This is a genomic window from Pseudomonas sp. D8002 (assembly GCF_013385695.1).
Lineage (GTDB): Bacteria > Pseudomonadota > Gammaproteobacteria > Pseudomonadales > Pseudomonadaceae > Aquipseudomonas.
The window spans coordinates 44,316-59,386 of record NZ_JACAPM010000003.1 but is presented as its reverse complement, the minus strand read 5'-3'; the positions used below and the strand labels follow the sequence as shown (position 1 = coordinate 59,386).

Sequence of the window (15,071 nt, the reverse complement as noted above, 5' to 3'; positions counted from 1 at the left end):
CAGGAACCCCAACAACACTGGCCGGTTTCGATTGACCCAAAGGAGCTCCACCGGTGAAAACCTCGCTGACGTTCACCCCGTTATTCCTCGCGATTGCTGCAACGATCGTTCCCCTTGCCCACGCGGCAGACACCCCGGCCACCGACGGCTTCGTCGAAGGTTCCAGCTTCAAGATCAACACCCGCAACTACTACATGAACCGCGACCGTCGCGACATTCACACCGATGACAGCAAGGAATGGGGCCAGGGCTTCATCGGCATCTTCGAATCCGGCTACACCCCCGGCACCGTCGGCTTCGGCCTGGACGCCAACGCCATGCTCGGCCTCAAGCTCGACGGCGGTGGCGGCACCGACGGCTCGAGCATCCTGCCGGTAAGCTCCGGCAACGGCAAAGCGCCCGGCTCGTTCTCCACCGCCGGCGCCACCCTGAAAATGCGCGCCTTCGACACCGAACTGAAAGCCGGCGACCTGTTCCTCAACAACCCGGTGATTGCCGGCGGCATGACCCGCATGCTGCCCCAGACCTTCCGCGGCGTGAGCCTGACCAACCACAGCCTGGACGGCTGGATGTTCGAGGGCGGCCAGGCCAGCTTCACCAAGCTCTACAACCAGAGCGGCCATCGCCGCATCGGCACCAGCTACGGCGCATTGCCCAATGGCGAAGACAGCCGCCACCTGGACTGGGCCGGCGTGTCCTTCAGCGGCGTGCCGGGGCTGACCAGCAACCTGTACGCGTCCGAACTCAAGGACATCTGGAACCAGTACTACTACGACCTGGACTACACCTGGCAGTTGAACGAGCTGGTCAGCCTGAACCCGGGCCTGCACTACTACCACACCCAGGAGACCGGCAAAGCCTTGCTGGGCAACATCGACAACAACACCTACAGCCTGCATTTCACCGTGGGCGTGGGCAATCACAGCGTTACCGCCGCCTACCAGCGGGTCAACGGCAACACGCCGTTCGACTACATCAGCCAGGGCGACAGCATCTACCTGGACAACTCCCAGCAATACTCCGACTTCAACGGCCCCAACGAGCGCTCGTGGAAGCTCAAGTACGCCTATGACTTCGTCGGGCTGGGCCTGCCGGGCCTGACCTCGGCGGTGTCGTACATCAGCGGCAAGACCGACCTGACCACGGTCGATCCGGACAGCCGTGGTTACTCATCCTGGTACAGTGCCGACGGCAAGAACGCCAAGCACTGGGAACGGGACATCGACCTCAAGTACGTGGTGCAAGGCGGCAAGGCCAAGGACCTGGCCGTGCGCCTGCAATGGGCGACCAATCGCGGCGGCAATGGCTACGCGGCAGTGGACCGGGACGTGGATGAGTACCGCGTGATCGTCGACTATCCGATTGACGTTTTTTAACCTTCAGGCTTTCTTTTAGCGGCGACGACTTATTTTTCACAGCATGGAACTAAACTGCCAGCATCTTGAGTGCCGAAGCCAGTCCCATGAGTCAACGCCGCGCCTTCACCCTGCCTGCACGCCCGGAGCTTTTGCTGATTCTGGGCAGTGGCCTTACTGTCGTGCTGATCGTGGTCATCGTTGCCGTACTGCTGATCCGCGAACACGCCAGCGCCTTGCAGGCAGCCAAGCGTTCCACCAGCAATATCACCCAACTGATCAATGCCGATGTGCTGCGCAACGTCGAGCTCTACGACCTGGCGCTGAACGGCCTGATCACCGCAACCACTCGCGATGACCTGCCCCAGGTTTCCGCCGAAGTCCTGCATATGGTGCAGTTCGACCAATCCACGGCCGCCCCTTTCAAAGGCGAAGTCCTGCTGCTGGACAAAACCGGCGCGGTCACCGCCGACTCCTCCACGCTGACCCCCACGCCACGTAATTTCGCCAATCGCGACTATTTCCAGATCCACCAGCAGAACCCCGATGCCGGGCTGTTCATCAGTCGGCCCTTCAGGATTCGTTGCGACTGCGATCAAGTCTGGCGCATCGCCTTCAGCCGCCGGGTGCCCGGGCCCAATGGCGAGTTTGCCGGTGTGGCGGTGGCAACCATGCGCCTGGCGTATTTCGACCAGTTGTTCAATAGCCTGACCATCGGCAGCGGCAGCAGCATCAACCTGCTGAATAACGACGGCATCCTGTTGGCCCAGCAGCCGCTGCTCGAAAGAGACATGATCAACAAGGACCTGAGCGCGCGGCCCAACTTCAAGCGAATGCTGCGCGAAGGCAGCGGCAGTTTCAGCGCCATCTCCGCCATCAGTGGCGCGCAACGGCTGTACACCTTCACCAGCGTCGGCGCGCTGCCGCTGATTGTGGTGGTGGCGTTGTCGAGCGATGACGTGTTTGCCGCCTGGAAGCGCGCCGCCCTGCTGATCAGTGGCGCCACCGGCGTGCTGTGTGTGGGGCTGTTGTGGCTGACCTGGATGCTGCGCCTGGAACTGCGCCGCCGCTATCGCGCCGAGAAGGTGTTGTCGGAACTGGCGGCCACCGACGGCCTCACCGGCCTGGCCAACCGCCGCACCCTCGACCAGCGCCTGCGCCTGGAATGGGAGCGCGCGCAACGCTCAGGCGAGCCACTGGCCTTGCTGATGATTGATGTCGACCACTTCAAGGCCTTCAACGACCGCCATGGTCACCAGGGTGGCGACGAGGCCTTGCGCAACGTGGCCCGGGTCATCGGCAGCAATATTCGTCGCCCCGCCGACCTGGCCGCGCGCTACGGCGGTGAAGAGTTCGCGGTGATCCTGCCGGATACCGACGGCGAGGGCGCAAGCACCATCGCCGAACATATCCGCAGTGCGGTAGAGCACTTGCCACCGGCGGACGGCGACGCGCTGTCGGTCACCGTCAGCGTCGGGCTCAGTACCTGGGACAAACGCAGCCGTGGCTCGCTGGAAGAACTGCTGCTGAGTGCCGATCGGGCGCTGTATGACGCCAAGCATTCCGGGCGCAACCGCATCGTTCACAGCCAGGCCACATAAGCCGTTATCAGCAACTACGCTAAGGGCATCCTCGAAGCAGAAGTACGCCCGATGAGCCCAGGCACTACCCGCCCGCGCCGCCCCACCCACCGTCCGGAGCTGCTGCTGATCATCGGCAGTTGCGTCACGGTGCTGCTGATCATGCTGGTGGTCGCGGTGCTGCTGATTCGCGAACACGCCAACACGTTGCAGGCGGCCCAGCGCACGGCCAATAACATCACCCAACTGATCGACGCCGACGTGCTGCGCAACGTCGAGCTGTACGACTTGTCGATCAAAGGCCTGATCGCCGCCACCGAACGCACTGATTTGGCTGGGGTATCGGCCGGCATCCGTCACCTGGTGCTGTTCGACCGTTCGGAAGCGGCGCCCTACAAAGGCGACATCCTGTTGTTGGACAAGGATGGCAACGTGATCGCCGACTCAGCCCTGCAGACGCCCAAATCCGCCAACTTCGCCGACCGCGATTACTTCCAGGCCCATCGGCAGAATCCCGACCTGGGCCTGTTCATCAGCCGGCCCTTCACGGCGCGCTGCGTGTGTGACGACCAATGGCGTATCGCATTCAGCCGCCGGGTTTCCGGGCCGGATGGGCGATTCCTCGGCGTGGCCGTGGCCACCATGCGCCTGTCGTACTTTCAGCAACTGTTCCGCAGCCTGAATATCGGCAGCGACAGCACCATCAACCTGATCAACCGGCAAGGCATCCTGCTGGCCCAGCAGCCGCTGCTGGAACGGGACATGATCGACAAGGACCTCAGCCAGCGGCCCAACGTCGCGCGCATATTGCACGAGCGCGACGGCAACTTTCGCGGCACCTCCAGTGTGGATGAGGAGCACCGCCTGTATACCTTCTCAACGGTGGGCGATTTACCGCTGATCGTCGTCGTGGGGCTGTCCACGAATGACATATTCGCCCCCTGGAAGCGCGCAGCACTGGTGATCAGCGGCGCCACCGGGATTTTGTGCATCGGCCTTTTGTGGCTGACCTGGATGCTCTGCATGGAACTGCGCAGGCGCCACCGTGCCGAACAGGTGCTGTCAGAACTGGCAGCCACCGACGCGCTTACCGGCCTGGCCAACCGCCGCACCCTGGACCAGCGCCTGCGCCTGGAATGGGACCGCGCCCAGCGTTCGGCCGAGCCGTTGACGGTGCTGATGATTGACGTGGACCACTTCAAGGCGTTCAACGACCGACATGGCCATCAAGGTGGTGACGAGGCACTGCGCACGGTGGCGCAGGTGATCGAGGGCAATATCCGCCGCCCGGCCGACCTCGCGGCTCGCTATGGTGGGGAAGAATTTGCAGTGGTGCTGCCGCATACCGACAGCCAGGGTGCACGCGTGATTGCTGAACATATCCGCAGCAGTGTCGAACACCTGCCGCGAGTGAGCGGGGATACGGTGCCAATTACCGTCAGCATCGGCCTCAGTACCTGGACCAAAAACAGCCGCACCACGCTGGAGGAATTACTGCTCAACGCCGACCAGGCGCTGTATGAGGCCAAGCATACCGGGCGTAATCGCGTTGTTGATGCCGGCGCTTTAAAGCCGTGACGCGAAGCGTCACAGGAGGCGTTACCACGCAGAGCGTGGGAACGATAAAAAAAAAGGCCACCCGAAGGCGGCCTTTAAAAACAAAAGGAAAGAGAGTTGTTACTTACACCGCCGCGACGGGACGCATGTAAGAGATCGGTGCGGTGCTGGCATCTTCGAAGGTCACGACTTCCCAGGCATCTGTCTGTGCAATCAGCTTGCGCAGCAGTTGGTTGTTCAGGGCGTGGCCAGACTTGAAGCCTTTGAACTCGCCTATCAGGCTATTGCCCAGCAGGTAGAGGTCACCGATTGCATCGAGGATCTTGTGCTTCACGAATTCGTCTTCATAGCGAAGGCCGTCTTCGTTCAGTACACCATCCGCGTCGACCACAATGGCGTTTTCAACGCTGCCGCCGAGTGCGAGGTTGTGCTTGCGCAGGTACTCGATGTCACTCATGAAACCAAAGGTACGGGCGCGGCTGACTTCTTTTACGAACGAAGTGCTGGAAAAATCCACGCTTGCACTTTGGGTGCGGTCACGGAATACCGGGTGATCGAAATCGATCTCAAAGCTCACTTTAAAGCCTTCGAACGGGACGAAGGTGGCGCGCTTGTCGCCGTCTTCTACTGTCACTTCCCGCAGAATGCGAATGAACTTCTTGGCTGCGTCCTGTTCTTCCAGGCCGGCAGATTGAATCAAGAATACGAAGGGTCCGGCGCTGCCATCCATGATCGGGACTTCGGACGCGGAGAGCTCGACGTAGGCGTTATCGATGCCCAGACCGGCCATGGCCGAGAGCAAGTGCTCCACCGTGTCCACTTTGACGTCACCGTTGACCAACGTGGTCGACATCGTGGTTTCGCCAACATTTTCCGCGCGAGCAGGTATCTGCACCACAGGGTCCAGGTCGGCACGAACAAACACGATGCCGGTGTCGACAGGTGCGGGCTTGAGGGTCAGGTATACCTTCTCCCCGGAGTGCAGACCTACACCTGTGGCACGGATAATATTCTTCAGGGTGCGTTGTTTAATCATGGCTTGGACCGCTTCAGCGCAAATTGCGAACTGGTATCAACAAAGGCTGGCGATAATAGCAGACCAGACCTTTGCTGAACACCAATCACCTTCATAGCCCTGATACATTCCATTAATCGGCCTGACGACGCAGGAAAGCCGGGATGTCCAGGTAGTCCAGGTCATCTTGCGGATTCGGGCTGCGGGATGCAGCAGCACCGGCCTGAGCCTGGTTGCGCATCACGGTCGGACGATCCAGGTCACGATAGTTCACAGACGGCAGTTCCTGGCGCGAAGGCGCTGGAGCGGCAGCTTGCTGGCTGGCGTGGCTGGTATGGACGGTGTTGTCGATGACCTTTACAGGCTTCTCGATTTTCGCACCCAGGCCGGTCGCAACAACGGTCACGTGCAGTTCGTCGCGCATGTCCGGATCGATAACGGTACCGACCTTGACCATGGCGTGCTCGGAAGCGAAGGCTTCGATGATGCTACCCACGTCGGAGTACTCACCCAGGGACAGGTCAGGACCGGCGGTGATGTTCACCAGGATGCCGCGTGCGCCTTGCAGGTTCACGTCTTCCAGCAACGGGTTGCGGATGGCCGCTTCGGTAGCTTCACGTGCACGGTTCGGACCGCTGGCGCAGCCAGTGCCCATCATCGCCATGCCCATTTCGCTCATCACGGTACGTACGTCGGCAAAGTCGACGTTGATCATGCCCGGACGCTTGATGATGTCGGAGATACCGCGAACGGCACCGGCCAGTACATCGTCAGCCTTGGCAAACGCAGACAGCAGGCTTGCGTCCTTGCCGAGGATGGTCAGCAGCTTCTCGTTGGGAATGGTGATCAACGAGTCGACGCTTTCGGACAGCAGACGGATGCCTTCATCGGCGATCTGCATGCGCTTGCGACCTTCGAACGGGAATGGACGGGTCACGACGGCAACCGTCAGGATCCCCATTTCCTTGGCCACTTCGGCAATGATCGGCGCAGCACCGGTACCGGTACCACCGCCCATGCCCGTGGTGATGAACACCATGTTGGTGCCTTGCAGCACTTCAGCGATGCGCTCGCGGTCTTCCAGGGCGGCTTGACGGCCGACTTCCGGATTCGCGCCGGCACCCAGGCCCTTGGTCACGGCTGTGCCCAATTGCAGGATGGTGCGTGCACCGATGCTTTTGAGGGCCTGGGCGTCAGTGTTGGCGCAGATGAATTCAACGCCTTCAATGTTGCTCTTGACCATGTGGTTGACAGCGTTGCCGCCGCCACCGCCGACGCCGATCACTTTGATGACCGGGCTTGCGGGGATGTTGTCTACGAGTTCGAACATTTTCCCTCTCCTTTCATTTCTCTAGTTTTTTCGCCTACTACTTGAAACGGTGTTGCGGTAAATCTTTAGAAATTGCCTTTCACCCAAGCCTGCAACCGCTCGAACAACGGCGCTTTCGCTTCGTCGTCGCTTCTGTAGCTGTCGCGGTTGCTCGGGCCCGACAGGGAAATGCCGTCGGTCTGCTTTTGCAGCCCGTACAACAGCAAGCCCACACCGGTGGAATAAATCGGGTTGCGCACTACGTCGCCCAGGCCTTTCACGCCATGGGGCACGCCCAAGCGGACCGGCATGTGGAAGATTTCCTCGGCCAGTTCGACCGCGCCTTCCATCTTCGAGGTGCCACCGGTCAGCACGATGCCGGCCGGGATCAAATCTTCGTAGCCGCTGCGACGCAGTTCAGCCTGGATCAGGGTGAACAGTTCGTCGTAGCGCGGCTCGACCACTTCGGCCAATGCCTGGCGCGACAGTTCGCGCGGTGGACGGTCGCCCACGCTTGGCACCTTGATGGTTTCACCAGCACCGGCCAGCTTGGCCAGGGCGCAGGCGTAACGGATCTTGATTTCTTCGGCGTACTGGGTCGGTGTGCGCAACGCCATGGCGATGTCGTTGGTCACCTGGTCACCGGCAATCGGGATCACCGCGGTGTGACGAATCGCACCCTCGGTGAAGATCGCGATGTCCGTGGTGCCGCCGCCGATGTCCACCAGGCACACGCCCAGTTCTTTTTCGTCGTCGGTCAGTACCGAGTAAGCCGAAGCCAACTGCTCGAGAATGATGTCGTCGATTTCCAGGCCGCAGCGGCGCACGCATTTTTCAATGTTCTGTGCAGCGTTGACGGCGCAGGTCACTACGTGAACCTTGGCTTCCAGACGTACGCCCGACATGCCCAGGGGCTCGCGAACGCCTTCCTGGTTATCGATCACGTAGTCCTGCGGCAGGGTGTGCAGCACGCGCTGGTCAGCCGGGATCGCCACGGCTTGCGCTGCGTCGAGTACCCGCTCCAGGTCGGCCGAGCTGACTTCGCGGTCGCGAATCGCCACGATGCCGTGGGAATTCAGGCTGCGGATGTGGTTGCCGGCAACGCCGACAAATGCCGAGTGAATCCGGCAACCGGCCATCAGCTGCGCTTCTTCGATGGCGCGCTGGATCGATTGCACGGTGGATTCAATATTCACCACCACGCCCTTCTTCAGGCCCCGGGACGGATGCGTGCCGATTCCGACGATTTCCAGCGTGCCGTCGTCCGCGACCTCGCCTACCAGCGCCACCACCTTGGAGGTGCCGATATCCAGACCGACGATCATTTTGCCGCTTTGCACGTTTGCCATGGGTCCTGCCTCTTCTTAATTCTTCGCGACAGCAGGTTGCGCTGCCGTGGGCGCCGCAGGGGCCCGCCAGCCGACGGCAAGGCCGTTGGCGTAACGCAGGTCGATGCTCGCAATGTTCGTAATCTGTTCTTTCAAGGTCTTTTCATAGATGGCGATAAAACGGCGCATCTTTTCCACCAGGTTGCCGCGTCCCAGCAACAACTCGATGCCCGGGCCGGAACTGCCTGCACCCGTGGTCAAAAACCAGCTGCCCCGCTCGCGCAATTCCAGTCGCGCAATCGAGAAGCCCAACGGCCGCAGCATCTGGCTCAACGCCTGGTACTGCTGCATCACTTGCTGCTGCGCCCGCTGCGGCCCGAACAACTGCGGCAGGTGCTCGTAATTCGCCACTTCGCGAGGTGCAAACGCCTGGCCCTGGTTGTTCAACAGCGCACCATCACCCCAACGGGCCACGGGCAGTTGTTCTTCCAGGCGGATCGTCACTTGATCCGGCCACACGCGACGTACTTCGGCGTGGGCAATCCATGGCATCTGTTCCAGCTCGGAGCGCATGCCTGCCAGGTCGATGGTGAAGAAGCTCGACGCCACAAACGGGGCGATTCGCTGCTGCACGGCTTGCTGGCTGATGTAGCTCAAGTCACCCTGCACGCTGATCTTGGTGATCGGCCGGTCGGCATACGGCAGCAGGCGCTGGGCGCCTTCATACGTACCGAACCCCAGGGCCACCAGGATCACCGGCCAGAACAGCGCCTTGAGAAAACCAAAGTTGGCTTTCGGCATGCGCGCCGACATCGGCTCTTTAGCCACCATTCGGCTGGCACCACGCGGCACCGGCTTGCGGCCGGGAGCGGGTTGCTGATGACGAAGCGATGCGCCGTTCATGGTCTTAGCCTCGTGGCTCTATGCTTGCTGCCAGGATCGCCAGCACCAACTGCTGGAAATCCAGGCCGGCGGCACGAGCGGCCATGGGTACCAGGCTGTGGTCGGTCATCCCGGGTGCAGTGTTGACTTCCAGGAACCAGAAGTTCCCCTGGTCATCCTGCATCACGTCTGCCCGCGCCCAACCGGCGATACCCAGCGCCTCACAGGCTTTCGCCGTGAGGTCCATCAATTCCTGTTCCTTGGCTGCGTCGAGGCCGCACGGGATCCGGTACTGGGTATCGGAGGCCACATACTTGGCGTCGTAGTCGTAAAAGGTGTGGGGCGTGCCCAATGCGATGGGCGGCAATACCTGGCCACGCAGAGTAGCGATGGTGAACTCGGGACCTTGAATCCACTGTTCCACCAACACTTGCGAATCGTAGGTACTGGCCGCTTTCCATGCGTCAATCAATTCGGCGGCTGAGTTCACTTTAGCCATGCCGATACTGGAGCCTTCATGGGCTGGTTTGACGATCAAAGGCAGGCCCAGTTCCTTGGCTGCAGAAATACAATCGTCTTCGCTGCACAGCACGCTGTGACGCGGGGTCGGAATACCCAGGCTGTGCCACACCTGCTTGGTGCGCAACTTGTCCATGGCCAGGGCCGAAGCGAGGATGCCGCTGCCGGTATACGGAATGCCCAGGCACTCCAGCAGGCCCTGCATGCTGCCGTCTTCACCGCCACGGCCGTGAAGAATGATGAAGGCGCGGTCGATCTTCTCGGCCTGCAGGCGCGACAGGAAGTCATCACCCACGTCGATGCCGAACGCATTCACACCGGCACTTTGCAGCGCTTCCAGCACGGCATTGCCGGACTTCAGCGACACTTCACGCTCAGCGCTCTTGCCACCGAACAGCACCGCAACCCGGCCGAAGTCGGCAGGTTGAATGGTCGAGAACAGGGAGCCGTAGTCAGTGGTCATTTCGACTTCCCCTGTGCGGCGGCAAACAGCGGGCTTGCCAGCAATTTAGGGGCGAGGCCACCGATGTCACCGGCACCCTGGCACAGCAGGATGTCGCCGGCACGCAGCAGCGGCTTGACGATCGGCGCCAGGTCCACACCACGCTCGATGTAGATCGGGTCCAACTGGCCGCGTTGACGGATGCTGTTGCACAGCTTGCGGCTGTCGGCACCCGGGATCGGTTCTTCACCGGCCGGGTAGACTTCCATCAGCAGCAACACGTTGGCATCCGCCAGTACATTGACGAAATCGTCGTACAGGTCGCGGGTACGGCTGTAGCGGTGCGGCTGGTACACCATCACCAGGCGGCGTTCCGGCCAGCCACCGCGTACGGCCTTGATCACCGCTGCCACTTCGGTCGGGTGGTGACCGTAGTCGTCCACCAGCATCACGTTGCCGCCGTCCACCGGCAGTTCGCCGTAGACCTGGAAGCGACGACCCACGCCGGCAAAACCCGACAGGCCTTCGACGATGGCTTCATCGCTGACGCCTTCGTCGGAGGCGATGCAGATGGTCGCCAGGGAGTTGAGTACGTTGTGGTTGCCCGGCATGTTCACCGAGACATCCAGCGGCTCGCGGTCAGGACGCAGCACGGTGAAGAAAGTCTGCATGCCTTGCTGGCGCACATTGATCGCGCGCACGTCGCAGTCTTCGCTGAAGCCGTAGGTCACGGTCGGACGCTTCACCAGCGGCAGGATTTCGCGCACCACCGGATCGTCCAGGCACACCACGGCCAGACCGTAGAACGGCAGGTTGTGCAGGAACTCGACGAAGGTTTTCTTCAGTTTGTTGAAGTCACCGTCGTAGGTCGCCATGTGGTCGGCGTCGATGTTGGTCACCACGGCCACCAGCGGTTGCAGGTGCAGGAAGCTGGCGTCGCTTTCATCGGCTTCGGCGATCAGGTAACGGCTGGTCCCCAGTTGTGCATTGGTGCCGGCTGCATTCAGGCGGCCACCGATGACGAACGTCGGGTCCAGGCCACCGGCGGCGAATACCGAGGCGATCAGGCTGGTGGTGGTCGTCTTGCCGTGGGTACCGGCGACGGCGATGCCGTGGCGGTAGCGCATCAGCTCAGCCAGCATTTCGGCACGCGGCACTACGGGAATGCGGCGCTCAAGGGCTGTGGCCACTTCCGGGTTGGAGGTGTTCACGGCACTGGAGACCACCAGCACATCGGCTTCGGCGGCGTTCTCGGCGCGGTGGCCGATAAAGATTTTTGCGCCAAACGATTCCAGGCGCTCGGTGACCGGCGACATTTTCAGGTCGGAGCCGGACACCTGATAACCCAGGTTCAGCAACACTTCGGCGATCCCGCACATGCCCACGCCGCCGATACCGACGAAGTGGATGCGACGGATGCGGCGCATTTCCGGTTGCGGCATGGCTTTCTGATTCTCAACCATGGGCCACCTCCAGGCAGATATCGACCACGGTGCGGGTTGCGTCAGGTTTGGCCAGGCGGCTTGCGGTGCTCGCCATGCTGTTCAGTCGTTCCGGTTGCATCAAAACCTCGGTCAGGCGTGCGGCCAAATCGGCGGCGCCAGTCGTTCTTTGCGGCAGCAGGAAGGCAGCGCCCTCCCCGGCCAAATATTCGGCGTTGCGGGTCTGGTGATCGTCGATCGCGTGGGGCAAAGGCACCAGCAAGGACGGCAGACCGGCGGCAGCCAGTTCACTGACGGTCAACGCACCTGCGCGACAGACCACCAGGTCGGCCCAGCCATAGGCTTGGGCCATGTCTTTGATGAAGGGCTGCACATTCGCCTCCACACCCGCATCGCGGTAGCGCGTGGCGGTCACTTCATCGTGGTTCTTGCCGGCCTGATGGAAGATCTCGGGGCGCAGCTCCACGGGGAGTTGCGACACCGCTTCAGGCAGCAATTTGTTCAACGGTTCGGCGCCCAGGCTTCCGCCCAGGATCAACAGGTGCGCCTTGCGACCGGCCAATGGCTGGCGGGCGATGTCCATGAACAGTTCGGTACGCACCGGGTTGCCGGTGGTACGCAGCTTGTCCGCGGCACCAAAGGTCTTCGGAAACGCCTCGCATACCCGTGCAGCCAAGGGCACCAGCAGGCGGTTGGCAGTGCCGGCCACGGCATTCTGCTCGTGGACGATCACTGGCACGCCGGCGAGTCTTGCCGCAACACCGCCCGGGCCGGTCACGTAGCCACCAAAGCCCAGCACGCATACCGGCTTCACTTCGCGGATCACCTTGCGCGCCTGCCACACGGCCTTGAGCAACACGAACGGCGCCTTCAGCAGAGACAATTTGCCCTTGCCACGCAAGCCGGTGACGTTGATCAAATGCAGCGGCAAGCCGGCATTCGGTACCAGATCGTTTTCGATGCCCCGCGGCGTACCGAGCCAATGCACGCTGTAGCCACGGTTCTGGAACTCACGGGCACAGGCCAGCGCCGGGAACACGTGGCCACCGGTGCCGCCTGCCATGATCAGCACGTTAGCGCCCATGGTTCGGCTCCTCGGCGAAGTCGCTTTCGCTGAACTCCATCTCTTCGCTGCCCAGGTGGGTCCGACTCTCCCACTCGATACGCAGCAACAACCCGAGACAGGCGCAGCAAATCACCAACGAGCTGCCGCCGTAACTGAGGAACGGCAAGGTCAGGCCCTTGGTCGGCAGCAGGCCGACGTTCACCCCGATGTTGATCAGGAACTGGCCGATCCACAGGAACGACAAGCCGTACGCCACGTAGGCGGCGAAATATTGCTTGGCCTTTTCGGCCCACAAGCCGATGTACATGCCGCGAACACACACGAACACGAACAGCGCGACGGTGCACAGCGAACCGACCACACCCAGCTCTTCGGCGAGTACCGAGAACACGAAGTCGGTGTGGGCTTCCGGCAGGTAGAACTGCTTCTGCACGCTGTTGCCCAGGCCCACGCCCAGCCACTCGCCGCGACCGAAGGCGATCAACGCCTGGGTCAACTGGTAGCCGGAACCGAACTGATCGGACCACGGGTCGGTAAAGGTAATCAGACGGGCCATCCGGTAGGGTTGCGCCTGCACCAGAATGGTCACGGCGGCCACCGCCAGCACCACCATCAGGGTGAAGCGGAACAGGCCGACGCCACCGAGGAACAGCATCGCCGCCGCCGCGCCCATCATTACAACGGTGGCACCGAAGTCCGGCTCCATCAGCAACAGGCCGGCCATGGGCAGCAGCACGATGAACGGCTTGAAGAAGCCCATCCAGCTTTCGCGTACTTCTTTCTGGCGCCGCACCAGGTAGCCGGCGAGGTAGATCACCACGAACACCTTGGCGATTTCCGAGGGCTGCACGTTGAACGCACCGAAGCCGATCCAGCGCATCGAACCGTTCACCTCACGCCCGATGCCGGGCAGGATCACCATCACCAACAGGCCGAAGGCGCCCACCAGCATCAGCCAACCCAGGCGCTGCCAGGTGGCAATCGGGATCATCATGGTGACGATGCATGCGCCAAGGCCAATCACCAGGTACACCAGGTGACGGATCATCATGTACAGGGTGTTGCCCGATTGCACCGCAGCCACTTCCGAGGAGGCCGAGGTGATCATCACCAGGCCCAGGCCCAGCAGCGCGAGGCAACCGGCAAGCATCGGGAAATCAAGGTCGATACCGCGCCCGGTAATGATCGGCGACGGGTACGGCTTGATGATGTTACGGAAATTGATACTCATGCCAAGGCCTCCACGGCGCGGGCGAACAGCTGGCCGCGCTCTTCGTAGTTCTTGAACATGTCGAAACTGGCGCAGGCAGGCGACAGCAGCACCACGTCGCCCGGCTGAGCCAAGGCTTTGGATTGGGCGATGGCATCGTCCAGGGACTGCGCGCGCACCTGCGGTACGGCGTCGCCCAGGGCATCGGCGATCAGGCCGGAATCACGGCCCATCAACACCACGGCGCGGCAGTTGGCGGCGACCGGGCCTTTAAGGTCCTTGAAGTCGGCACCCTTGCCGTCGCCACCGGCGATCAGCACGACCTTGCCCTGAATGTCGGCACCCAAGCCTTCGATGGCAGCGAGTGCCGCACCGACGTTGGTGGCCTTGGAATCGTTGTAATAGCCAACACCAGCCAGCTCGCGAACCCATTGGCAGCGATGCTCAAGGCCGGCAAAGCTGCGCAGGGCCGAGAGCATGGCGTCGAACGGCAAGCCAACTGCGTGACCGAGCGCCAGCGCCGCCAGGGCGTTGGCCTGGTTGTGGGCACCACGGATTTTCAGTTCGCGCACCGGCATCAGGTTCTGGAATTCGAAGGCCAGGTATTTCTCGCCGTTCTCTTCCCGAAGGCCGAAGGCCTTGAAGTCAGGCTTGTTCAGGCCGAAGGTCCAGCACGGCAGACCTTCGCCGATCAGCGGACGGCTCAGGGCATCCTGACGGTTCACCACCACTTGCCGCGCGCCACGGAAGATCCGGTGCTTGGCCAGGTGATACGCCGGCAGGCCGCTGTAGCGGTCCATGTGGTCTTCGCTGACGTTGAGCACGGTGGCCACTTCGGCGTTGAGCTGGTCAGTGGTTTCCAGCTGGAAGCTCGACAGCTCCATCACGTACAGCTCGACGTCGTCGTTGAGCAGGTCCAGCGCCGGCGTGCCGAGGTTGCCGCCCACGGCCACGCGCTTGCCGGCCGCAGCCGCCATCTCGCCCACCAGGGTGGTGACGGTGCTTTTGGCATTGGAACCGCTGATGGCCACGATCGGCGCCTTCGCGTTACGCGCGAACAGCTCGATGTCGCCGGACAACTTCACGCCACGGGCCGCCGCCGCTTGCAGGGCCGGGGTCGCCAGGGCCAGGCCAGGGCTCACGTAGAGCTCATCGGCACGGCACAGAAACTCGACATCCAGCTCGCCACAACGCACTTCCACGTGCGGGTAGTCACGGCGCAGCGTGACCAGCTCCGGTGGATTTTCCCGCGTATCGGCCACGGCAAACGACGTGCCCCGGTTCGCCAGGAAGCGAACCAGGGACATGCCGCTCTTGCCGAGGCCGACAACGATGCGGAAGTGGTCTGAAGCGATCAGGGACACTC

12 protein-coding genes are annotated in these 15,071 nt (G+C 62.0%); 3 read left to right on the top strand and 9 right to left on the bottom strand.

The genetic code is table 11. The features are described 5' to 3' along the window. Positions 1–53 precede the first annotated feature (53 nt). The 3 genes from HX807_RS00740 to HX807_RS00730 all read left to right on the top strand — a co-directional run bounded on the left by HX807_RS00740 (position 54) and on the right by HX807_RS00730 (position 4,513). A complete protein-coding gene (locus tag HX807_RS00740; RefSeq protein ID WP_177049041.1) occupies positions 54–1,376 on the top strand; it encodes an OprD family porin in 1,323 nt (440 codons plus the stop codon). 86 nt (positions 1,377–1,462) lie between these two features. Continuing rightward, entirely contained in the window at positions 1,463–2,956 is a 1,494-nt protein-coding gene (locus HX807_RS00735; RefSeq protein WP_008434208.1) for a sensor domain-containing diguanylate cyclase, read from the top strand. A 51-nt stretch (positions 2,957–3,007) separates the two neighbouring features. Continuing rightward, on the top strand, positions 3,008–4,513 hold the full coding sequence (locus tag HX807_RS00730) for a diguanylate cyclase (RefSeq protein ID WP_177049040.1): 1,506 nt from the start codon (positions 3,008–3,010) through the stop codon (positions 4,511–4,513). Positions 4,514–4,616: 103 nt separating this feature from the next. On the opposite strand, the gene lpxC is transcribed toward HX807_RS00730, so the two are convergent. The 9 genes from lpxC to murD all read right to left on the bottom strand — a co-directional run bounded on the left by lpxC (position 4,617) and on the right by murD (position 15,069). Next, entirely contained in the window at positions 4,617–5,528 is a 912-nt protein-coding gene (lpxC, locus tag HX807_RS00725; RefSeq protein WP_003216227.1) for a UDP-3-O-acyl-N-acetylglucosamine deacetylase, read from the bottom strand. Positions 5,529–5,640: 112 nt separating this feature from the next. Next, positions 5,641–6,837 (bottom strand): cell division protein FtsZ, encoded by a 1,197-nt coding sequence (ftsZ, locus tag HX807_RS00720; RefSeq protein ID WP_003216225.1) that lies wholly within the window; start codon positions 6,835–6,837, stop codon positions 5,641–5,643. 65 nt (positions 6,838–6,902) lie between these two features. Next, positions 6,903–8,165 (bottom strand): cell division protein FtsA, encoded by a 1,263-nt coding sequence (ftsA, locus tag HX807_RS00715; RefSeq protein ID WP_003216224.1) that lies wholly within the window; start codon positions 8,163–8,165, stop codon positions 6,903–6,905. A gap of 15 nt (positions 8,166–8,180) precedes the next feature. Beyond that, a complete protein-coding gene (locus HX807_RS00710; protein ID WP_023659197.1) occupies positions 8,181–9,047 on the bottom strand; it encodes a cell division protein FtsQ/DivIB in 867 nt (288 codons plus the stop codon). A gap of 4 nt (positions 9,048–9,051) precedes the next feature. Continuing rightward, a complete protein-coding gene (locus HX807_RS00705) occupies positions 9,052–10,008 on the bottom strand; it encodes a D-alanine--D-alanine ligase (RefSeq protein ID WP_003216220.1) in 957 nt (318 codons plus the stop codon). Beyond that, a complete protein-coding gene (gene murC / locus HX807_RS00700; RefSeq protein ID WP_003216219.1) occupies positions 10,005–11,450 on the bottom strand; it encodes a UDP-N-acetylmuramate--L-alanine ligase in 1,446 nt (481 codons plus the stop codon). Before murC ends, HX807_RS00705 begins: the two co-directional genes overlap by 4 nt. Next, a complete protein-coding gene (gene murG / locus HX807_RS00695) occupies positions 11,443–12,513 on the bottom strand; it encodes an undecaprenyldiphospho-muramoylpentapeptide beta-N-acetylglucosaminyltransferase (RefSeq protein WP_134327307.1) in 1,071 nt (356 codons plus the stop codon). The genes murC and murG overlap by 8 nt, the downstream gene beginning before the upstream one ends. Further along, positions 12,503–13,726, bottom strand: coding sequence for a putative lipid II flippase FtsW (gene ftsW, locus HX807_RS00690; protein WP_003216215.1), 1,224 nt, complete (start codon positions 13,724–13,726; stop codon positions 12,503–12,505). Before ftsW ends, murG begins: the two co-directional genes overlap by 11 nt. Next, complete coding sequence (gene murD / locus HX807_RS00685) at positions 13,723–15,069, bottom strand: UDP-N-acetylmuramoyl-L-alanine--D-glutamate ligase (RefSeq protein WP_003216212.1); 1,347 nt, start codon at positions 15,067–15,069, stop codon at positions 13,723–13,725. The genes ftsW and murD overlap by 4 nt, the downstream gene beginning before the upstream one ends. Positions 15,070–15,071 lie beyond the last annotated feature (2 nt).

Coding starts and splice junctions, on each gene's coding strand:
- lpxC (WP_003216227.1), bottom strand. CDS start 5,528: ATGATTAAACAACGCACCCTGAAGAATATTATCCGTGCCACAGGTGTA.
- murC (WP_003216219.1), bottom strand. CDS start 11,450: ATGGTTGAGAATCAGAAAGCCATGCCGCAACCGGAAATGCGCCGCATC.
- HX807_RS00710 (WP_023659197.1), bottom strand. CDS start 9,047: ATGAACGGCGCATCGCTTCGTCATCAGCAACCCGCTCCCGGCCGCAAG.
- ftsA (WP_003216224.1), bottom strand. CDS start 8,165: ATGGCAAACGTGCAAAGCGGCAAAATGATCGTCGGTCTGGATATCGGC.
- HX807_RS00735 (WP_008434208.1), top strand. CDS start 1,463: ATGAGTCAACGCCGCGCCTTCACCCTGCCTGCACGCCCGGAGCTTTTG.
- ftsW (WP_003216215.1), bottom strand. CDS start 13,726: ATGAGTATCAATTTCCGTAACATCATCAAGCCGTACCCGTCGCCGATC.
- HX807_RS00730 (WP_177049040.1), top strand. CDS start 3,008: ATGAGCCCAGGCACTACCCGCCCGCGCCGCCCCACCCACCGTCCGGAG.
- HX807_RS00705 (WP_003216220.1), bottom strand. CDS start 10,008: ATGACCACTGACTACGGCTCCCTGTTCTCGACCATTCAACCTGCCGAC.
- ftsZ (WP_003216225.1), bottom strand. CDS start 6,837: ATGTTCGAACTCGTAGACAACATCCCCGCAAGCCCGGTCATCAAAGTG.
- murG (WP_134327307.1), bottom strand. CDS start 12,513: ATGGGCGCTAACGTGCTGATCATGGCAGGCGGCACCGGTGGCCACGTG.